The sequence below is a fragment of the Mesorhizobium sp. M0715 genome, from assembly GCF_040320355.1.
In the GTDB taxonomy this organism is placed as follows: Bacteria; Pseudomonadota; Alphaproteobacteria; order Rhizobiales; family Rhizobiaceae; genus Mesorhizobium.
In genome coordinates this window covers 24,663-38,031 of record NZ_JAMYPL010000026.1, presented here as the reverse complement: position 1 = coordinate 38,031, position 13,369 = coordinate 24,663, and the positions used below count along the sequence as shown (strand labels likewise).

At 64.8% G+C, this 13,369-nt stretch carries 15 protein-coding genes; 11 read left to right on the top strand and 4 right to left on the bottom strand.

All coding sequences use genetic code 11. The features are described from left to right. Positions 1-59 precede the first annotated feature (59 nt). Genes NKI21_RS25945 through lpxK form a run of 4 tightly spaced genes read left to right on the top strand, consistent with a single transcriptional unit; the run spans position 60 to position 3,442 of the window. Positions 60-305, top strand: a complete 246-nt coding sequence (locus NKI21_RS25945; protein WP_056593794.1) for a DUF4170 domain-containing protein — start codon at positions 60-62, stop codon at positions 303-305. 5 nt (positions 306-310) lie between these two features. After that, positions 311-1,102 carry a lysophospholipid acyltransferase family protein gene (locus NKI21_RS25940; protein WP_352868037.1) on the top strand — a complete coding sequence of 264 codons (792 nt, stop codon included), beginning with the start codon at positions 311-313 and terminating at the stop codon, positions 1,100-1,102. Beyond that, complete coding sequence (gene waaA / locus NKI21_RS25935; protein ID WP_128305059.1) at positions 1,099-2,415, top strand: lipid IV(A) 3-deoxy-D-manno-octulosonic acid transferase; 1,317 nt, start codon at positions 1,099-1,101, stop codon at positions 2,413-2,415. Before NKI21_RS25940 ends, waaA begins: the two co-directional genes overlap by 4 nt. A gap of 1 nt (position 2,416) precedes the next feature. Continuing rightward, positions 2,417-3,442 carry a tetraacyldisaccharide 4'-kinase gene (gene lpxK, locus NKI21_RS25930; protein ID WP_128305060.1) on the top strand — a complete coding sequence of 342 codons (1,026 nt, stop codon included), beginning with the start codon at positions 2,417-2,419 and terminating at the stop codon, positions 3,440-3,442. A gap of 121 nt (positions 3,443-3,563) precedes the next feature. On the opposite strand, the gene NKI21_RS25925 is transcribed toward lpxK, so the two are convergent. Next, positions 3,564-3,797: a DUF2093 domain-containing protein gene (locus NKI21_RS25925; RefSeq protein ID WP_031213688.1), complete on the bottom strand. Its 234-nt coding sequence runs from the start codon at positions 3,795-3,797 to the stop codon at positions 3,564-3,566. A gap of 77 nt (positions 3,798-3,874) precedes the next feature. On the opposite strand from NKI21_RS25925, the gene NKI21_RS25920 reads away from it, so the two are divergent. Then, positions 3,875-4,510 (top strand): hypothetical protein, encoded by a 636-nt coding sequence (locus NKI21_RS25920; RefSeq protein WP_352442456.1) that lies wholly within the window; start codon positions 3,875-3,877, stop codon positions 4,508-4,510. A gap of 39 nt (positions 4,511-4,549) precedes the next feature. Here NKI21_RS25920 and NKI21_RS25915 read toward each other — a convergent pair whose 3' ends face one another. Further along, positions 4,550-5,476: a LysR family transcriptional regulator gene (locus tag NKI21_RS25915; protein ID WP_128305062.1), complete on the bottom strand. Its 927-nt coding sequence runs from the start codon at positions 5,474-5,476 to the stop codon at positions 4,550-4,552. A 91-nt stretch (positions 5,477-5,567) separates the two neighbouring features. Between NKI21_RS25915 and NKI21_RS25910 the strand changes: the two genes are divergently transcribed. From NKI21_RS25910 to NKI21_RS25890, 5 genes are all read left to right on the top strand, one after another. Then, positions 5,568-6,461 carry a DMT family transporter gene (locus NKI21_RS25910; protein WP_128305063.1) on the top strand — a complete coding sequence of 298 codons (894 nt, stop codon included), beginning with the start codon at positions 5,568-5,570 and terminating at the stop codon, positions 6,459-6,461. Between the two features lie 84 nt (positions 6,462-6,545). Further along, complete coding sequence (locus NKI21_RS25905; RefSeq protein ID WP_352442455.1) at positions 6,546-7,421, top strand: alpha/beta fold hydrolase; 876 nt, start codon at positions 6,546-6,548, stop codon at positions 7,419-7,421. Between the two features lie 58 nt (positions 7,422-7,479). Beyond that, complete coding sequence (locus NKI21_RS25900) at positions 7,480-7,806, top strand: antibiotic biosynthesis monooxygenase family protein (RefSeq protein WP_023813566.1); 327 nt, start codon at positions 7,480-7,482, stop codon at positions 7,804-7,806. A 12-nt stretch (positions 7,807-7,818) separates the two neighbouring features. Continuing rightward, a complete protein-coding gene (locus NKI21_RS25895) occupies positions 7,819-8,214 on the top strand; it encodes an EamA family transporter (protein WP_352442454.1) in 396 nt (131 codons plus the stop codon). Between the two features lie 2 nt (positions 8,215-8,216). Beyond that, positions 8,217-8,567 carry an EamA family transporter gene (locus NKI21_RS25890; protein ID WP_352442453.1) on the top strand — a complete coding sequence of 117 codons (351 nt, stop codon included), beginning with the start codon at positions 8,217-8,219 and terminating at the stop codon, positions 8,565-8,567. A 72-nt stretch (positions 8,568-8,639) separates the two neighbouring features. On the opposite strand, the gene mutL is transcribed toward NKI21_RS25890, so the two are convergent. Beyond that, complete coding sequence (gene mutL / locus NKI21_RS25885) at positions 8,640-10,514, bottom strand: DNA mismatch repair endonuclease MutL (protein WP_352442488.1); 1,875 nt, start codon at positions 10,512-10,514, stop codon at positions 8,640-8,642. A 276-nt stretch (positions 10,515-10,790) separates the two neighbouring features. Then, the gene (locus tag NKI21_RS25880) at positions 10,791-11,693 is read right to left on the bottom strand and encodes a LysR substrate-binding domain-containing protein (protein WP_127288978.1); all 903 of its coding nucleotides are present in this window, start codon (positions 11,691-11,693) and stop codon (positions 10,791-10,793) included. Between the two features lie 90 nt (positions 11,694-11,783). Between NKI21_RS25880 and NKI21_RS25875 the strand changes: the two genes are divergently transcribed. Next, positions 11,784-13,334, top strand: a complete 1,551-nt coding sequence (locus tag NKI21_RS25875) for a trimethylamine methyltransferase family protein (protein ID WP_013532332.1) — start codon at positions 11,784-11,786, stop codon at positions 13,332-13,334. The last annotated feature ends 35 nt before the right edge of the window (positions 13,335-13,369 follow it).

The following is a 13,369-nucleotide window of genomic DNA, read 5'->3' as shown; positions in this document are numbered from 1 at the left end:
CCAAAGTCGGCGGCTTTGGTCTAGACCTGTCACAAACTCACGATATGTGAAGGACCGACATGGCCGCGGAAGACGGAAAGAAACAGCTTTTGCATCTGGTGTTCGGTGGCGAACTGAAGAAGCTTGGCGGCACCGATTTCCGCGATCTCGACGGGCTCGACATCGTCGGCATCTATCCCGACTATCAATCCGCGCACACGGCATGGAAAGCCAAGGCGCAAGCCAGCGTGGACAACGCCCACATGCGTTATTTCGTCGTTCATCTGCACCGGCTGCTGGACCCCGACAACAAGGCTGCCGGTTGACTTCGATGGAGCATGACCTGGCGAAAGGGCCAGCAAGCGATGCCGCGCCCACGGGCAGGGGACGCAGCCGCACGACCAAGGCCTTCTGGCGCAAGATTCGCCAACCGCTGGCGCAGTCGCGATTCGTCAAGAACGCCATCGCCAGCCTTCTCGCCCAGTTCGTCCGCTTCGTGCGCCTCACCAATCGCGTCGTCGAGGGATCGGCGCGGTTTTCGGGCGGGGCCTATACCGAGTTCGAGCCTGGCATCATCGCCTTGTGGCACGGCCAGCATCTGCTGACGCCGGCCTATTATCCCAAGCGCAAGCCGCTGGTCGCCATGGTTTCGCGCAGCGCCGATGCCGAGCTCAACGCCTTGATGCTGGAAAAATTCGGCATCGAGGCGGTGCGCGGCTCCGGCGGGCGGGAAAATGCCAGGCACCTCGACAAAGGTGGGGCAAAAGCGCTTATCGCCCTGAAAAAGTCGCTCGCCGTCGGCAAGAACGTCGCCATGATCGCAGATATTCCGCACGGCACGCCGAGAGACGCAGGGCTTGGCATCGTTCTCCTGGCCCGCCTCTCGGGCCGGCCGCTTGTGCCCGTCGCCATCACCACCAGCCGCCGCAAGGTGCTGGAGAAGAGCTGGGACAAGACCACCATCAACCTGCCGTTTGGCCGTTCGTCGATCGTCATTGGCCAGCCGATCTTCGTGGCGGCCGGCGCCGATGACGCCGAAATGGAGCGCAAGCGCCAGGAAGTGACGACCGCGCTCAATGCCGCGACCGCCGAGGCCTACCGTCTCGTGGATGCTCCGCGATGAGCGGCCGCTGGGCACGGGCCATGCTGTCGGCTTACCGGTTCGCGGGTGCGGCAGCCTATCCGCTGGTCGGGCCCTATGTTGCCTGGCGCACCTCGCGCGGCAAGGAAGACCGCTACCGCCGCCGCGAGCGCTATGGCGTCGCCGGCCGCGCGCGCCCCGACGGGCCGGTGATCTGGATCCACGCGGCGAGCGTCGGCGAGACCATAGCCGTCGTGCCGCTGGTCGAAAGCATTCTCGACTACGGCGTCAACATCGTGCTGACGACCGGCACGGTCACCTCGGCGCAGGTCGCCGACGAGCGTCTCGGTGATCGGATCATCCACCAATACGTACCGCTCGATCTCAAGCCGGCGGTCAGCCGGTTCCTCGATCACTGGCAGCCGGACCTGGCGATCATCGCCGAATCCGAGATCTGGCCGATGACCATCCTCGAGCTTGGCGCGCGCCGCGTGCCGCAGGTGCTGGTCAATGGCAGGCTGTCCGACCGCTCGTTCAAGTCGTGGAAGAAACGGGCCAACATCGCCGAGGCGTTGTTCGAGAACCTGGCTCACGTCGTGGCGCAGTCGGATGTCGATGGCGAGCGGTTTCTGGCGCTAGGCGCGCGGCCGGTCACCGTGTCGGGCAATCTCAAGGTCGATACCTCGCCGCCGCCCGTCGACGAACGGGCGCTGGCGACGCTGCGGCGGCAGGTAGGCACGCGCCCGACCTGGGCGGCGATCTCGACCCATGACGGCGAGGAAGTGGTCGCGGCTGAAGTCCACGCGACGCTGCACAAGCGCCACCATGGTCTCCTGACGATCGTCGTTCCGCGTCATCCCGATCGCGGCGAGGCGCTTGCGGCGCAGATTTCCGGCATGGGCCTGAAGGTCGCGCGGCGCAGCAAGGGCGACAGGATCGCCGCCGACACGGATATATTGCTCGGCGACACGATCGGCGAGATGGGGCTCTATCTCCGGCTGACCGAAATCGCCTTCGTCGGCCGCTCGCTGACCTCCGAGGGTGGCCAGAACCCGCTGGAGCCGGCCATGCTCGACACGGCGGTTCTCGCCGGGCGCAATGTTCAGAATTTTCGCGAGGCCTACCAGCGTCTCCTCGACAGCGGCGGCGCCAAGCTGGTGCGCGATCGCGACATGCTGGCCGGCGCCGTCAATTTCCTCCTGACCAACGAAGTGGCGCGCCACGAGATGATGGCGGCGGGTGTAGCGACCGTCGACGAGATGCGCGGCGCGCTGGCGCGCACGCTGAAATCGCTTGAGCCCTACATCCAGCCGCTGGTCGTCAAGTCGCGCCTGAAGGGCGCGAACGGGCGCTAGCGTGGCCTCCGAAGCACCACCATTCTGGTGGGAAGAGCCGGACTGGCGGGTCTTGGCGCTGTCGCCGCTATCGGCCATCTATGCCGCCGCCGCCGGTCGCGGCATGCGGCGGGCCAAGCGCGAGAAGATCGAAGCACCCGTTCTGTGCATCGGCAATTTCACGGTTGGCGGCACCGGCAAGACACCGGTGGCCATCGCGCTCGCCGAAAAGGCCAAGCGCATGCATCTGAAACCCGGTTTTCTGTCGCGCGGCCATGGCGGCTCCTTCGCCGAGCCGCATGTCGTCGATATCCATCACGACAGCGCCAGGCATGTCGGCGACGAGCCGCTCCTGTTGGCCGAACACGCGCCGGTGGCGGTGACGCCGAATCGTGCCGCCGGCGCCCGGCTGCTGCTGGAACGGAATGGCTGCGATTTCCTGATCATGGATGATGGCTTCCAGAGCGCCCGCATCCACATCGACTATGCGCTGGTCGTCGTCGATGCGCGCTATGGGATCGGCAATGGCCGCGTCATTCCGGGCGGTCCGCTCAGGGCCAAAATCGTCGACCAGCTGGTCTTCACCAGCGGGCTGTTGAAAATGGGCGAGGGCATCGCCGCCGACAGCGTGGTCCGCCAGGCGGCACGCGCCGGCCGGCCAATCTTCGAGGCCCATACAGAGCCAAGCAGCAAGGCAGGGCTTGCCGGCAAGCGGTTCCTCGCCTTCGCCGGTATAGGCCATCCCGAGAAATTCTTCGACACGGTGCGCGAAGCCGGCGGCGAACTGGCGTTGACGCGGCCGTTTCCGGACCATCATTTCTATGCCGAGGACGAACTTGCCGAGTTGGCGGCGACCGCGCACGCCGAAGGGCTGGTGCTCATCACCACCGCCAAGGACGCCGCCCGGCTGCGCCACGGCGCCTCACAGGACTTCCTCGACCGGCTCGAGGTGCTCGAGATCGACACGGTCTTCGAACTCGACCACGTTCCCGAGCGCATCATCGACGAGACGCTCGATGCCTGGCGCCAGCGCAAGCTGAAGGGCTAAAGCAATTCCAGGAAAAGTGTGAAACGGTTTTCCTGGGAAAAAGCGCATAGCGCTTTCCCTTGGGAATTGCGTCAAACAAAGAGCTGGAGCGGTTCGCCGTTCCGTGAAACGGGGAACTGCTCTAACCGCGCTTACGCAGCTCCGGATGCATTTCGATTTCGCGGCGCAGCGAGGCGGTGGCGCTGATGTAGGGCTCCTGCCTGGCGACGCTCCAGTATTTCAACTCGTCGAGCGGAATGCTTTCGCCTGTCACCGCGCAACGCACGAACGCGCCGGGACTGGTAACCTGGAAGTCGCCATCCAGATAGCGGATGCGGGCTTCCTTGCCGCCGGGGCCTTCGAAACGGTTCATCATGCGGGGACGCCAGGGTTCATGAGGATTTCATCGCCATAAATTCCCGGCGAGGTCAAGCATGCGACAAGCCTGAGACAATGCTGAACGCTTATTGTGAGGCGGAAAAATGGTGTTGGCAGGCCGCAATGGACATTTCCTCCACTCGTCTTCCCGCCTTGCTCAGGGAAGTGATGACGCCGCAGGTAGTGCCCTCGGGGCAGGCTGATCCAGTCATGACGGCACTGGTCAAGGCGCTGGTCCAGCCGCCGGCGCCGTCTCTGCTCGCACAACAGACAGCGCCAGCGCTGTTGACTTTGCCGGCCGCGCCGATGGCCGTCAAATCGCAGCAGATCGCATCGGCTGGCATCGTCGATGCCTATCTTGCCCAACTTGAGACGGGCGAAGAGGCGGCGTTGGCAACGATCGCGGCGAGAAAGGCAGAACCCGAAGCCGAAACGCTGCGAGCCTTCTTGCCGCCTTCGACAACGGCCAATGACAATGCCCCTGCCAAGGTTGCGGGGCTGTCATTGCTGTCGCTTATCCCGCCGCAGGCTCCAGTCCCGCGCAACGCTGCCGCCCTGGGTACATTGGCGGGCAGGCACAGGCCGGCCAATCAATCCCATGGTGCGGTGCCGAACCCTGAGCAGTTGCTGGTGAAAATTGGCTTTGTTTCGATAATGGCCGGTTTTCTGGGAGCCGTGATCCTCGGGTTCGTTCTGTTGTTGCTTCGCTGAGCTTCGAATCGGCCGGTTCTCGATATATGTCCGAGAGGCCTATCGCTCGGCTTCGATAAACGCCTCGATCTTGTCCGGAGCCAGCCCGGCCTCTGCCGCGATGCGGCGGGCGAGGTCGGCGGCTGCGGCACGCGGCCGCCCGATCGGCCGGTCAAGCCAGTAGGACACCGGATTGAGCGCGGTGCGCTCATCGACGGGAGTGATGCGGCCCGATTGCAATTGATGCCCGGTCAGGGGTGGGCGTGCCAGCGCGATGCCCAGCCCATAGGCGGCGGCGTCGAGCACCAGATTGTAGTCCTCGAAGCGGCGGTCCTGCGGGCGCGGGCGATAATCCATGCCTTGCGCGGCAAACCAGGCGCGCCAGGCAGACGCGTCGGAATCGTTGATCAGCGGATATTTGAGCAGCCGGGCCGGGTCGCCGCGGCCGATCTCGCGGGCAAGCCCGGGTGACGCGACGGGGAAGACATGTTCCTCGAAAAGCTGCACCGAGACGCGGCCCGGAATGCCGCCGCGTCCACAGCGGATGGAGAGATCGATGCCCTCATCGGCAAGGTCGGCCTGGCGGATGTCGACATCGAGCACGATGCGCAGCTTCGAGGGATTGTTCTCCAGAGCCGCCATGCGCGGCATCAGCCACAGTCCGCTGACCGAGGGGATCGAGGTCAGTCGCACCACGGCGGTGCCACGCGGCTCGACCCAGCGGTCGGAATGGGTCGATATCAGCGCAAAGGCTTCCGCCGTGCGCAGATGCAGCCGGTTCCCCTCGATCGTCAGCGAGACGCCGCGCGCACCACGGTCGAAGACTTTCAATCCCAGCCAGTCCTCGAGCTTGGCGATCTGCCGGCTGACGGCGCCATGGGTGATGTTGAGCTTTTCGGCGGCCGCCGAAAAGCTGCCTGTCCGCGCCGCCGCATCGAAGGCGCGGAGCGTCTCGAGCGGCACCATTGTGTCCGAGCTGTGATCCATAGTCACAGGTGATCCTCGATTTGGTCGTTTGTCAACCGGCCTGAAATGGCGTTTTCTGCCTCTCAGGACCGAAGAATGCGAGGGCAGTGAGATGAGCGCGATGACGGGCACGTTGAATTCGACACAGCGGATGGACACCACGGCAGCCATTGCTGTCGCGCTGACGGTGGTCGGCTGGGCTTCTGCCTTTCCCGCCATCCGAGCCGGTCTCGCCGCCTTCGGGCCGCTGGAATTGGGTGCATTGCGCTTTGCCATCGCCGCGGTGCCGGCGGCGATCTTCCTGGCCGTCAAGCGCCCGGCGCTGCCCAGGCTCGACGAAGTGTGGCGCTTGGTCTTCGGCGGCGCCATCTTCGTCGCGCTCTACACCGTCATGCTCAATTTCGGCGAACTGACCGTCTCGGCCGGTGCCGCCGGCTTCATCATCAATGTCAGCCCGATCTTCACCGCCATCATGGCGATGGTCCTGCTGGGCGAGCGCTTTTCGGGCATGGCCTGGGCCGGCACGGTGATTTCCTTCGCCGGCATAGGCGTCATCGCCATGGCCGACGGGCATGGCCTGTCATTTAACACCGGTGCTCTTCTGGTGCTTGGCTCGGCCTTGTGCTCGGCCGTCAACACCATCGTCCAGAAGCCGCTGTTTGCCCGCCATCATCCGTTGACCATTTCGGCTTCGAACATGGTGCTCGGCGCACTATGCCTGGCGCCCTTCCTGCCGTCGGCCTTTTCGCAGGCGGCGGTTGCCGACACGGCAGGCCTCGGCGCCGTCATCTTTCTCGGCATCGTGCCCAGCCTCATCGCCTATGCCGCCTGGGCGACCGCGCTGTCGCGTCTGCCCGCCGCACGTGCCTCCAACTTCCTCTATCTGGTCTCGCCGATGTCCGCGCTGATCGGCTTCTTCTGGCTGGGCGAAGTCCCCACGCTGCTCGGCATAATCGGGGGCGCGCTGGCCCTGGGCGGTGTCATCGTGGTGAATTTGAAGAGATGAATATTGCCGTCCGTCCGCTTCCCTCATTCGGAACGATCCCTCGGTCAAAGGCGTTTAGCCGGTGTTTATTCGACGGAGGTCCGAATGCCGGGTGCAACGACGCACCGACGCATCCAACTGGATGATCTATCCATTTTCTATCGCGAGGCAGGGCCGCCAGAAGCACCTGTCTTGCTCTTGCCGCACGGCTATCCCTGCTCTTCGTTCCAATTCCGCCGACTGATGCCGGCGCTCGCCGACCGCTGGCGAACGATTGCATTCGACTGGCCGGGCTTCGGATACAGTGGCACACCAGATCCGGCCGCCTTTGGCTATAATTTCGACGCCTATTCCGACGTGCTTTCCAAACTTGCCGGTGAATTCGGTCTCGAACGCTACGCCTTGTGGCTGCATGATTATGGCTCGCAGATAGGACTCCGGCATGCGATCTCGCACCCGGAGCGGATCAGCGCCCTGATCATCCAGAACGGCGACATCTACGAAGACGTGCTTGGACCCAAATACGCCACGATCAAGGCTTGGTGGACCGACAAGTCGCCCGACAAGCACCGTCCGCTCGAGGCCGCCGTGAGCGAGGACGGGTTCCGGGGCGAGTTCATCGGGGAAGTGGCTGACGACGTTGCAATCCGCGTGCCGCCCGATCTCTGGAGCCTTCACTGGCCATTGATGAACACGCCGGTTCGTCGGCAGATCGCCGTCGGTCTGATGGAGAAGCTGGAAGCCAATCTCAATTGGTTTCCGCGTTACCAGGCTTATTTGCGTGAACACCACCCGCCCACGCTGATCGTTTGGGGGCCAGAGGACGGCTATATGCCCGCGGCGTCGGCGCAGGCCTATAATCGCGATCTGCCCGATGCGGAACTGCATCTGATCGAGGGGGCGGGTCACTGGCTGCTCGAGACACATTTCGACGACGCGCTGCCGCTGGTCCGCGATTTCCTGGCTCGTGTTCACGGCTGATCTCACCCGGCGTCGCTTGCTGCGCTCAGTTGTTGTCCCCTGTCTGAAGGAGAACCTCATGCCGACCAAACCGACCATCGCGCGCATCTGGCGCGGTCGCACCCGCCGCGACGTCGCCGACGCCTATGAGCCATACCTGCGTGCCGAGGGTATTCCGCCCCTCGAGAAGACGGCGCTTGGCGTCCAATTGCTGCGCGAAGACCGCGATGCCGAGACGTGGTTCACAACCATCTCGTATTGGGCCGACATGCAAGCGATGACGGCCTTTACCAGAGGCGAACCGACCAAAGTCCATCATCTGGACCGCGATGCCGAGTTCCTGATCGAGCTGCCGGAGCGGATCGACATCCACCGGATACTTGTCGATCGTCAGGGACTGCGCTGAGCGGCGAATCTGGTGGTTCGCAATCTCGCCTTCTTCGCGGTGATGTCGCTGATCTGGGGGCTGACCTGGGCGGCGATCAAGCTCGGTCTCAATGACGTGCCTCCGCTACTGCTGGCGGCGGCGCGCTATTTGCTGACCGCCGCGCTTCTGGCAACAGCGGTGCGTGGAGCCGGCGCGGCATTCGCCCACGGGCGAACGGGGCGGACGGTGGTCTCGGCATTGCTGGTCAATACCGGCACCTACGGTCTGCTTTTCTGGGGAATGCAGCACGTGCCCTCGGGATTGTCGGGGCTGGTCAACCTGGCGCTGATCCCGATCCTGCTGTTCGCGATTGCCGCATTCACCGGCGAGGAGCGACCGACCTGGCGCCACGCTTCCGCGCTCGCTCGGTCAAACCACTGGCGCTGACAATGGTCCAGGCTGCGATCGGCGGTGTTGCACTGCTTGCGCTGTCGCTCGTGCTGGAGCCGATCTCGGGTGAGACGCTCGAGGCGCTGCACACGCCGGCCGCCATCGGCAGTCTGCTGTTCCTGTCGCTGTTTGGCACGATCGTCGCCTATACGCTCTATCTCGTGCTGATGCGTGATTGGGGCACCGTCCGTGCCGGGCTCTACGCCTTCGTTTCGCCGATCGTCGCTTTAGCGGCCGGAGCCTGGCTCTTCGGCGAGGCGGTCGGCTGGGCTGAAATCGCCGGTGCGATCCTCCTGCTGGCGGCGGCTGCGATCGCGCTGCTCGGGCCGCCAGGCGAAAATCGCGGGTGACCGCATTGTCGGCCGATCTCCTTGGCTTGCCGGTCTCAAGTGGTGAAGCGATGGCCCGCAATCCGTCCGCAGCTATCGCCGCCCGAAAAGCCGTTCGATATCCGCCAGCTTAAGTTCGATGTAGGTCGGGCGACCGTGATTGCAGGTGCCCGAGCCGGGCGTCGCCTCCATCTGCCGCAGCAGGGCATTCATCTCCTCGGCCTTGAGCAGGCGGCCGGAGCGCACAGAGCCGTGGCAGGCCATGGTCGCGGCTATTTTGTCCAGCCGCTCCTTCAGCGTGTCGACCGTGTCGTTGTCGGCGATCTCGTCGGCGAGGTCGCGCACCAATTGCCCGACATTGGTCTCGCCCAGCATCGACGGCGTCTCGCGCACCGCGACGGCGCCGGGGCCGAAGCGCTCGATGCCGAGACCGAAGCGGGCCAGCGTTTCCGAATGCAGCGCAAGCCGCTCGGCATCCTCCTCCGGCAGGTCGATGATCTCGGGCAGAAGCAGCATCTGCGAGGGCACCGGGCGCGAGTGCAGCGCATTCTTCAGCGCCTCGTAGACCAGCCGTTCATGCGCCGCATGCTGGTCGACGATGATGAGCGAATCCCTGGTCTGGGCGACGATGTAGTTCTCATGCACCTGGGCGCGCGCCGCGCCCAGCACCGCGCCGAGCAGCGTCTCGGCCGCTTCATCCTGCCCTGCGCGTGCATCGGCGCTATGCTGCGGACCGGCATCGAAAGCCGCTTGCTCGTTTTCATGCAAGCCGCGCTGCTGGAAGCCCGCACCCTCGAAACCCATATCGAGCGGCCGCTGCGACGACCGGGCGGGATCGAAGCCGGACGGACCCGAGGCGCGGTAGGCCGCGTCGTAGCTGCGGTGGCCGTTTGCCGCTCCACCGTGGCCGTAGGATGCGGTCCCTGGCCGGAACGCCGCCATCATGCCGGCGGCCCCCGTGGTGGCGGCGCGGACGCCGGCATCGGCCAGTGCCTGTCGGATTGCCCCGACGATCAGTCCGCGCACAAGGCCGGGATCGCGGAAGCGCACATCGGCCTTGGCTGGATGAACATTGACGTCGACGATGGCCGGGTCGAGCGTCAGGAACAGCACCGTCACCGCATGGCGGTCGCGCGGCAGGACGTCGGCGTAGGCACCGCGTATGGCGCCGGCGATCAGTTTGTCGCGCACCGGGCGGCCGTTCACATAGGCATATTGCTGCAGCGCGTTGGCGCGGGTGAAGGACGGGATCGACACGTGGCCGGTCAGATGCACGCCTTCGCGCATCGCGTCGAGGGCAATAGAATTGTCCGGAAAGTCGGCGCCCATCACCTGGGCGACACGGCGCAGGCTGCCTTCCGCGCTGTCATCCGCCGCCGGCAATTCCAGCGTCGAGCGGTCCGAGCCGGCCAGCGTGAAGCGCACGGCGGGGAAGGCGATGGCGATGCGCTTGACAACATCGCTGGTGGCCGAGCTTTCGGCGCGCTCGCCCTTCATGAACTTTAATCGGGCCGGCGTTGCGAAGAACAGGTCGCGCACCTCGACCGTGGTGCCGCGATTGGCCGCCGCCGGCCTGACAGGCAGGACGCGGCCACCCTCGATGCCGATCTCGGCGGCGCTGTCACTTGCTGCCGTGCGCGAGCGGATCGAAAGTCGCGACACCGAGCCGATCGACGGCAGCGCTTCGCCGCGGAAGCCCAGCGAGCGGATGTCGTTGATATCCTCGGTGAGCTTGGAGGTGCAGTGTCGTGCGATCGCCAGCGCCAGCTCCCGTTCGGGAATGCCGGAGCCGTCATCGGTGACGCGGATCAGGTTCAGCCCACCGCCGGCTGTGACGATCTCGACGCGCGAAGCACCGGCATCGAGCGCATTCTCGACCAGTTCCTTGACCACGCTCGCCGGACGCTCGATGACTTCGCCGGCGGCGATCTGGTTGATCATCGTTTCGGAAAGCTGGCGGATGGGCATGGCGCCACTATAGGCGGATTCGACGCCGATGAGAAAGCATTCGATGTCGGCGGAATAGCGATGATGCTGGCAGGACAGCACCCCCCTCTGGCCTGCCGGCCATCTCCCCCGCAAGGAGGGAGATCGGATGTCGCCACGGCTTTCGCCAATCTGCAGCGCTGCAGGAAGGGTGGCGAGGCTGGAACTGCCAATCTCCCCACTTGCGGGGGAGATGTCCGGCAGGACAGAGGGGGGTGCTGTCCCGCCGACTTCCAAGGGACAGGGAGGCACTGCCCCTCACGCCTGAGCCGCCAGCCAGTCTCGCACCTTGCGGGCGTTGTCGCTGAGTTCCCGGTTCTTCGGCCAGACGACATAGAACGCCTTGCCGGTCTTCAGCACATGATCCGTCACCGGCACCAGCAAGCCCGACGCCAGCAACCGCTCGGCGAGGTGCCGCCAGCCGAGCGCGATGCCTTGGCCTTCCATGACGCCCTGAATCACCAGGCCGTAATCGTTGATGCGCAGGCCGCGCGCGGTATCGCTGAGATTGGCGCCCGCCGACTGGAACCATTCGTCCCAGCTGGCCGCCTCGCGATACGGCTCCTCCAGATGGATGAGGCGGTGCGTGGCCAGTTCGGCAGCGGATTTGGGCAGGCCGAACTTTGCCGCATAGCTGGTGCCGGCGACGGGAAATATCTCCTCGTCCGCCAGCGGCAACGAGTGATAGTCCGGCCAGTCCCGCGGCGCGCCGCCGCGCACGCCGAGCGGAATGCCTTCGGCGATGATGTCGAGGTCGCGGTCGGCGGTCTGGATACGCAGGTCGATGCCCGGCAGTTCGTCGCGGAACTGCTGCAGGCGCGGCATCATCCAGAACGAACCGAACGCGGTCGAGGCGGCCAGCGTGACATGACCGCCGGTCGCCTGCAGGCGTAGATCCTCCGCCGATTTGCGGATATGCGAAAGCCCAAGCGAGACATCGGCATGGAAGCGCTCGCCGGCCTCGGTCAGGAGAACCTGGCGGTGGCGGCGCTGGAACAGCTTGGCGCCAAGCTGCTCTTCCAGCCCGCGCACGGCATAGGAGACGGCGGCCTGCGTCATGCCGAGCTCGCGGCCGGCGGCGGTGAAGCTCGAAAGCCGCCCGGCCGCCTCGAAGACGATCAGGCTGCCGGCCGAGGGCAGGAGGTGGCGCAGGCTTCGCATAAGCTGAGCTTATACAAGAGATCAGGATTTTCCAGCGTCACATCACCATTTTGTCGCGCTAGGCTCCTTCATGAGTGGAATGGAGTTGCCATGAACGCACCGGCCCCTGAAGTGACCGAACATGCCAACCGCCGCAGTGGCGGCCGCCTGGGGCGCAAGGCGCTGCGCGGAGCCCCCGTAACGTCGTTCCCGACCCTGGTCCGCCAGATCCCCGTCTACCAGATGGTCCCCGATGAGGCGGTCGAGCTGATCCACGAGGAGTCGCTCCTGATCCTCGAAGAGGTGGGATGCGAATTCCGCGACGACGAGGCTATCGCGCTGTGGAAGGCGGCGGGCGCGGATGTCTCGGAAACTCGTGTGCGGATCGACCGGGCCCTGCTGATGGAGCTGGTATCGAAGGTCCCGTCGGAGTTCACGCTCAATGCGAGGAATCCGCAGCGTACGGTGCGGGTGGGCGGCAACAATACCATCTTCGTGCCGATGTATGGCGCGCCTTATGTTCGCGATCTCGACAACAACAGGCGCTACGGCACGCTGGCCGACCTCAACAATTTCCACAAGCTCGCCTACATGGCGCCGGCGCTGCATTCATCGAGTTCGGTCATTTGCGAGCCGATGGAAATCGCGGTACCGAAGCGTCACCTCCACATCATCCATTCCGCGCTTAAGCATTCCGACAAGCCGTTCATGGGCATCGTCACGTCCAAGGAGCGGGCGGAAGACACGATGGCGATGGCAGGCATCGTGTTCGGCGAGGATTACGTCCGCGACAATCCGGTCCTGGTGTCGATCACCAACTGCAATTCGCCGCTGGTGTGGGACGCCACCATGCTGGACGCGATGAAGGTCTATGCGCGAAGCAACCAGCCGCTGATCCTCGCACCCTTCGCACTGTGCGGCGCCTCGACTTCGGCGTCCGCCGTGGGCGCGGTTGCGCAGGTCAATGCGGAAGCGCTGGCGGGCGTCGCCTTCACGCAACTGCTGCGCCCAGGGTCGCCGCAGATCTACGGGCAGTTCATGGTCACGGTGGACATGAAGACCGGCGCTCCGATGGGCGGCACGCCCGAGGCGGCGCAGATGATGTATCTGATGGGAGCCTTGGCGCGGAAATACCGGCTGCCGTGGCGCACGTCCGGCTTTCATGTCGGGTCGAAGCTCAACGACGCCCAAGCGGGTTACGAGGCGAACATGCTGATGCATGCCGCCATCCTCGCCGGCGCCAACTACATCTGGCACTCCGCGGGATGGCTCGAGGCCGGCCTGACCTGCGGCTATTCGAAATTCGCCACCGACTGCGAACAGCTCATCGGCTGGTACAAATATGCCGGCGGTCTGCCGTTCGACGATTTCAAGGAAGCCATGGCGGCCATCCGCGAGGTGGGACCGCAGGGCCATTTCCTCGGCACCCAGCATACGCTCGAACATTTCGAATCCGCCTTCTTCATGCCCTCGATCATGGACTTCAATTCGTTCGAACAGTGGAAGGCGGAAGGGGCGAAGGACCACGACACGCGCGGCCGCGAGAAGGCGCGCAACATGCTGGCGGATTACGAGGAGCCGAAGCTCGATGAAGGCATCGCCGATGGCCTGATGGATTTCATCGCGCGGCGCGAGGAGAGGCTGCCGGACAGCGTCAGTTGACGCGAAGAACCAAGATCAAGGGAACCAGACGGGAG

Excerpts from the sequence above, each read along its gene's own strand:
- NKI21_RS25945 (WP_056593794.1), top strand. The coding sequence starts at position 60 with ATGGCCGCGGAAGACGGAAAGAAACAGCTTTTGCATCTGGTGTTCGGT.
- NKI21_RS25940 (WP_352868037.1), top strand. The coding sequence starts at position 311 with ATGGAGCATGACCTGGCGAAAGGGCCAGCAAGCGATGCCGCGCCCACG.
- waaA (WP_128305059.1), top strand. The coding sequence starts at position 1,099 with ATGAGCGGCCGCTGGGCACGGGCCATGCTGTCGGCTTACCGGTTCGCG.
- NKI21_RS25925 (WP_031213688.1), bottom strand. The coding sequence starts at position 3,797 with ATGATGAACCGTTTCGAAGGCCCCGGCGGCAAGGAAGCCCGCATCCGC.
- NKI21_RS25920 (WP_352442456.1), top strand. The coding sequence starts at position 3,875 with ATGCTGAACGCTTATTGTGAGGCGGAAAAATGGTGTTGGCAGGCCGCA.
- NKI21_RS25915 (WP_128305062.1), bottom strand. The coding sequence starts at position 5,476 with ATGGATCACAGCTCGGACACAATGGTGCCGCTCGAGACGCTCCGCGCC.
- NKI21_RS25910 (WP_128305063.1), top strand. The coding sequence starts at position 5,568 with ATGAGCGCGATGACGGGCACGTTGAATTCGACACAGCGGATGGACACC.
- NKI21_RS25905 (WP_352442455.1), top strand. The coding sequence starts at position 6,546 with ATGCCGGGTGCAACGACGCACCGACGCATCCAACTGGATGATCTATCC.
- NKI21_RS25900 (WP_023813566.1), top strand. The coding sequence starts at position 7,480 with ATGCCGACCAAACCGACCATCGCGCGCATCTGGCGCGGTCGCACCCGC.
- NKI21_RS25890 (WP_352442453.1), top strand. The coding sequence starts at position 8,217 with ATGGTCCAGGCTGCGATCGGCGGTGTTGCACTGCTTGCGCTGTCGCTC.
- mutL (WP_352442488.1), bottom strand. The coding sequence starts at position 10,514 with ATGCCCATCCGCCAGCTTTCCGAAACGATGATCAACCAGATCGCCGCC.
- NKI21_RS25880 (WP_127288978.1), bottom strand. The coding sequence starts at position 11,693 with ATGCGAAGCCTGCGCCACCTCCTGCCCTCGGCCGGCAGCCTGATCGTC.
- NKI21_RS25875 (WP_013532332.1), top strand. The coding sequence starts at position 11,784 with ATGAACGCACCGGCCCCTGAAGTGACCGAACATGCCAACCGCCGCAGT.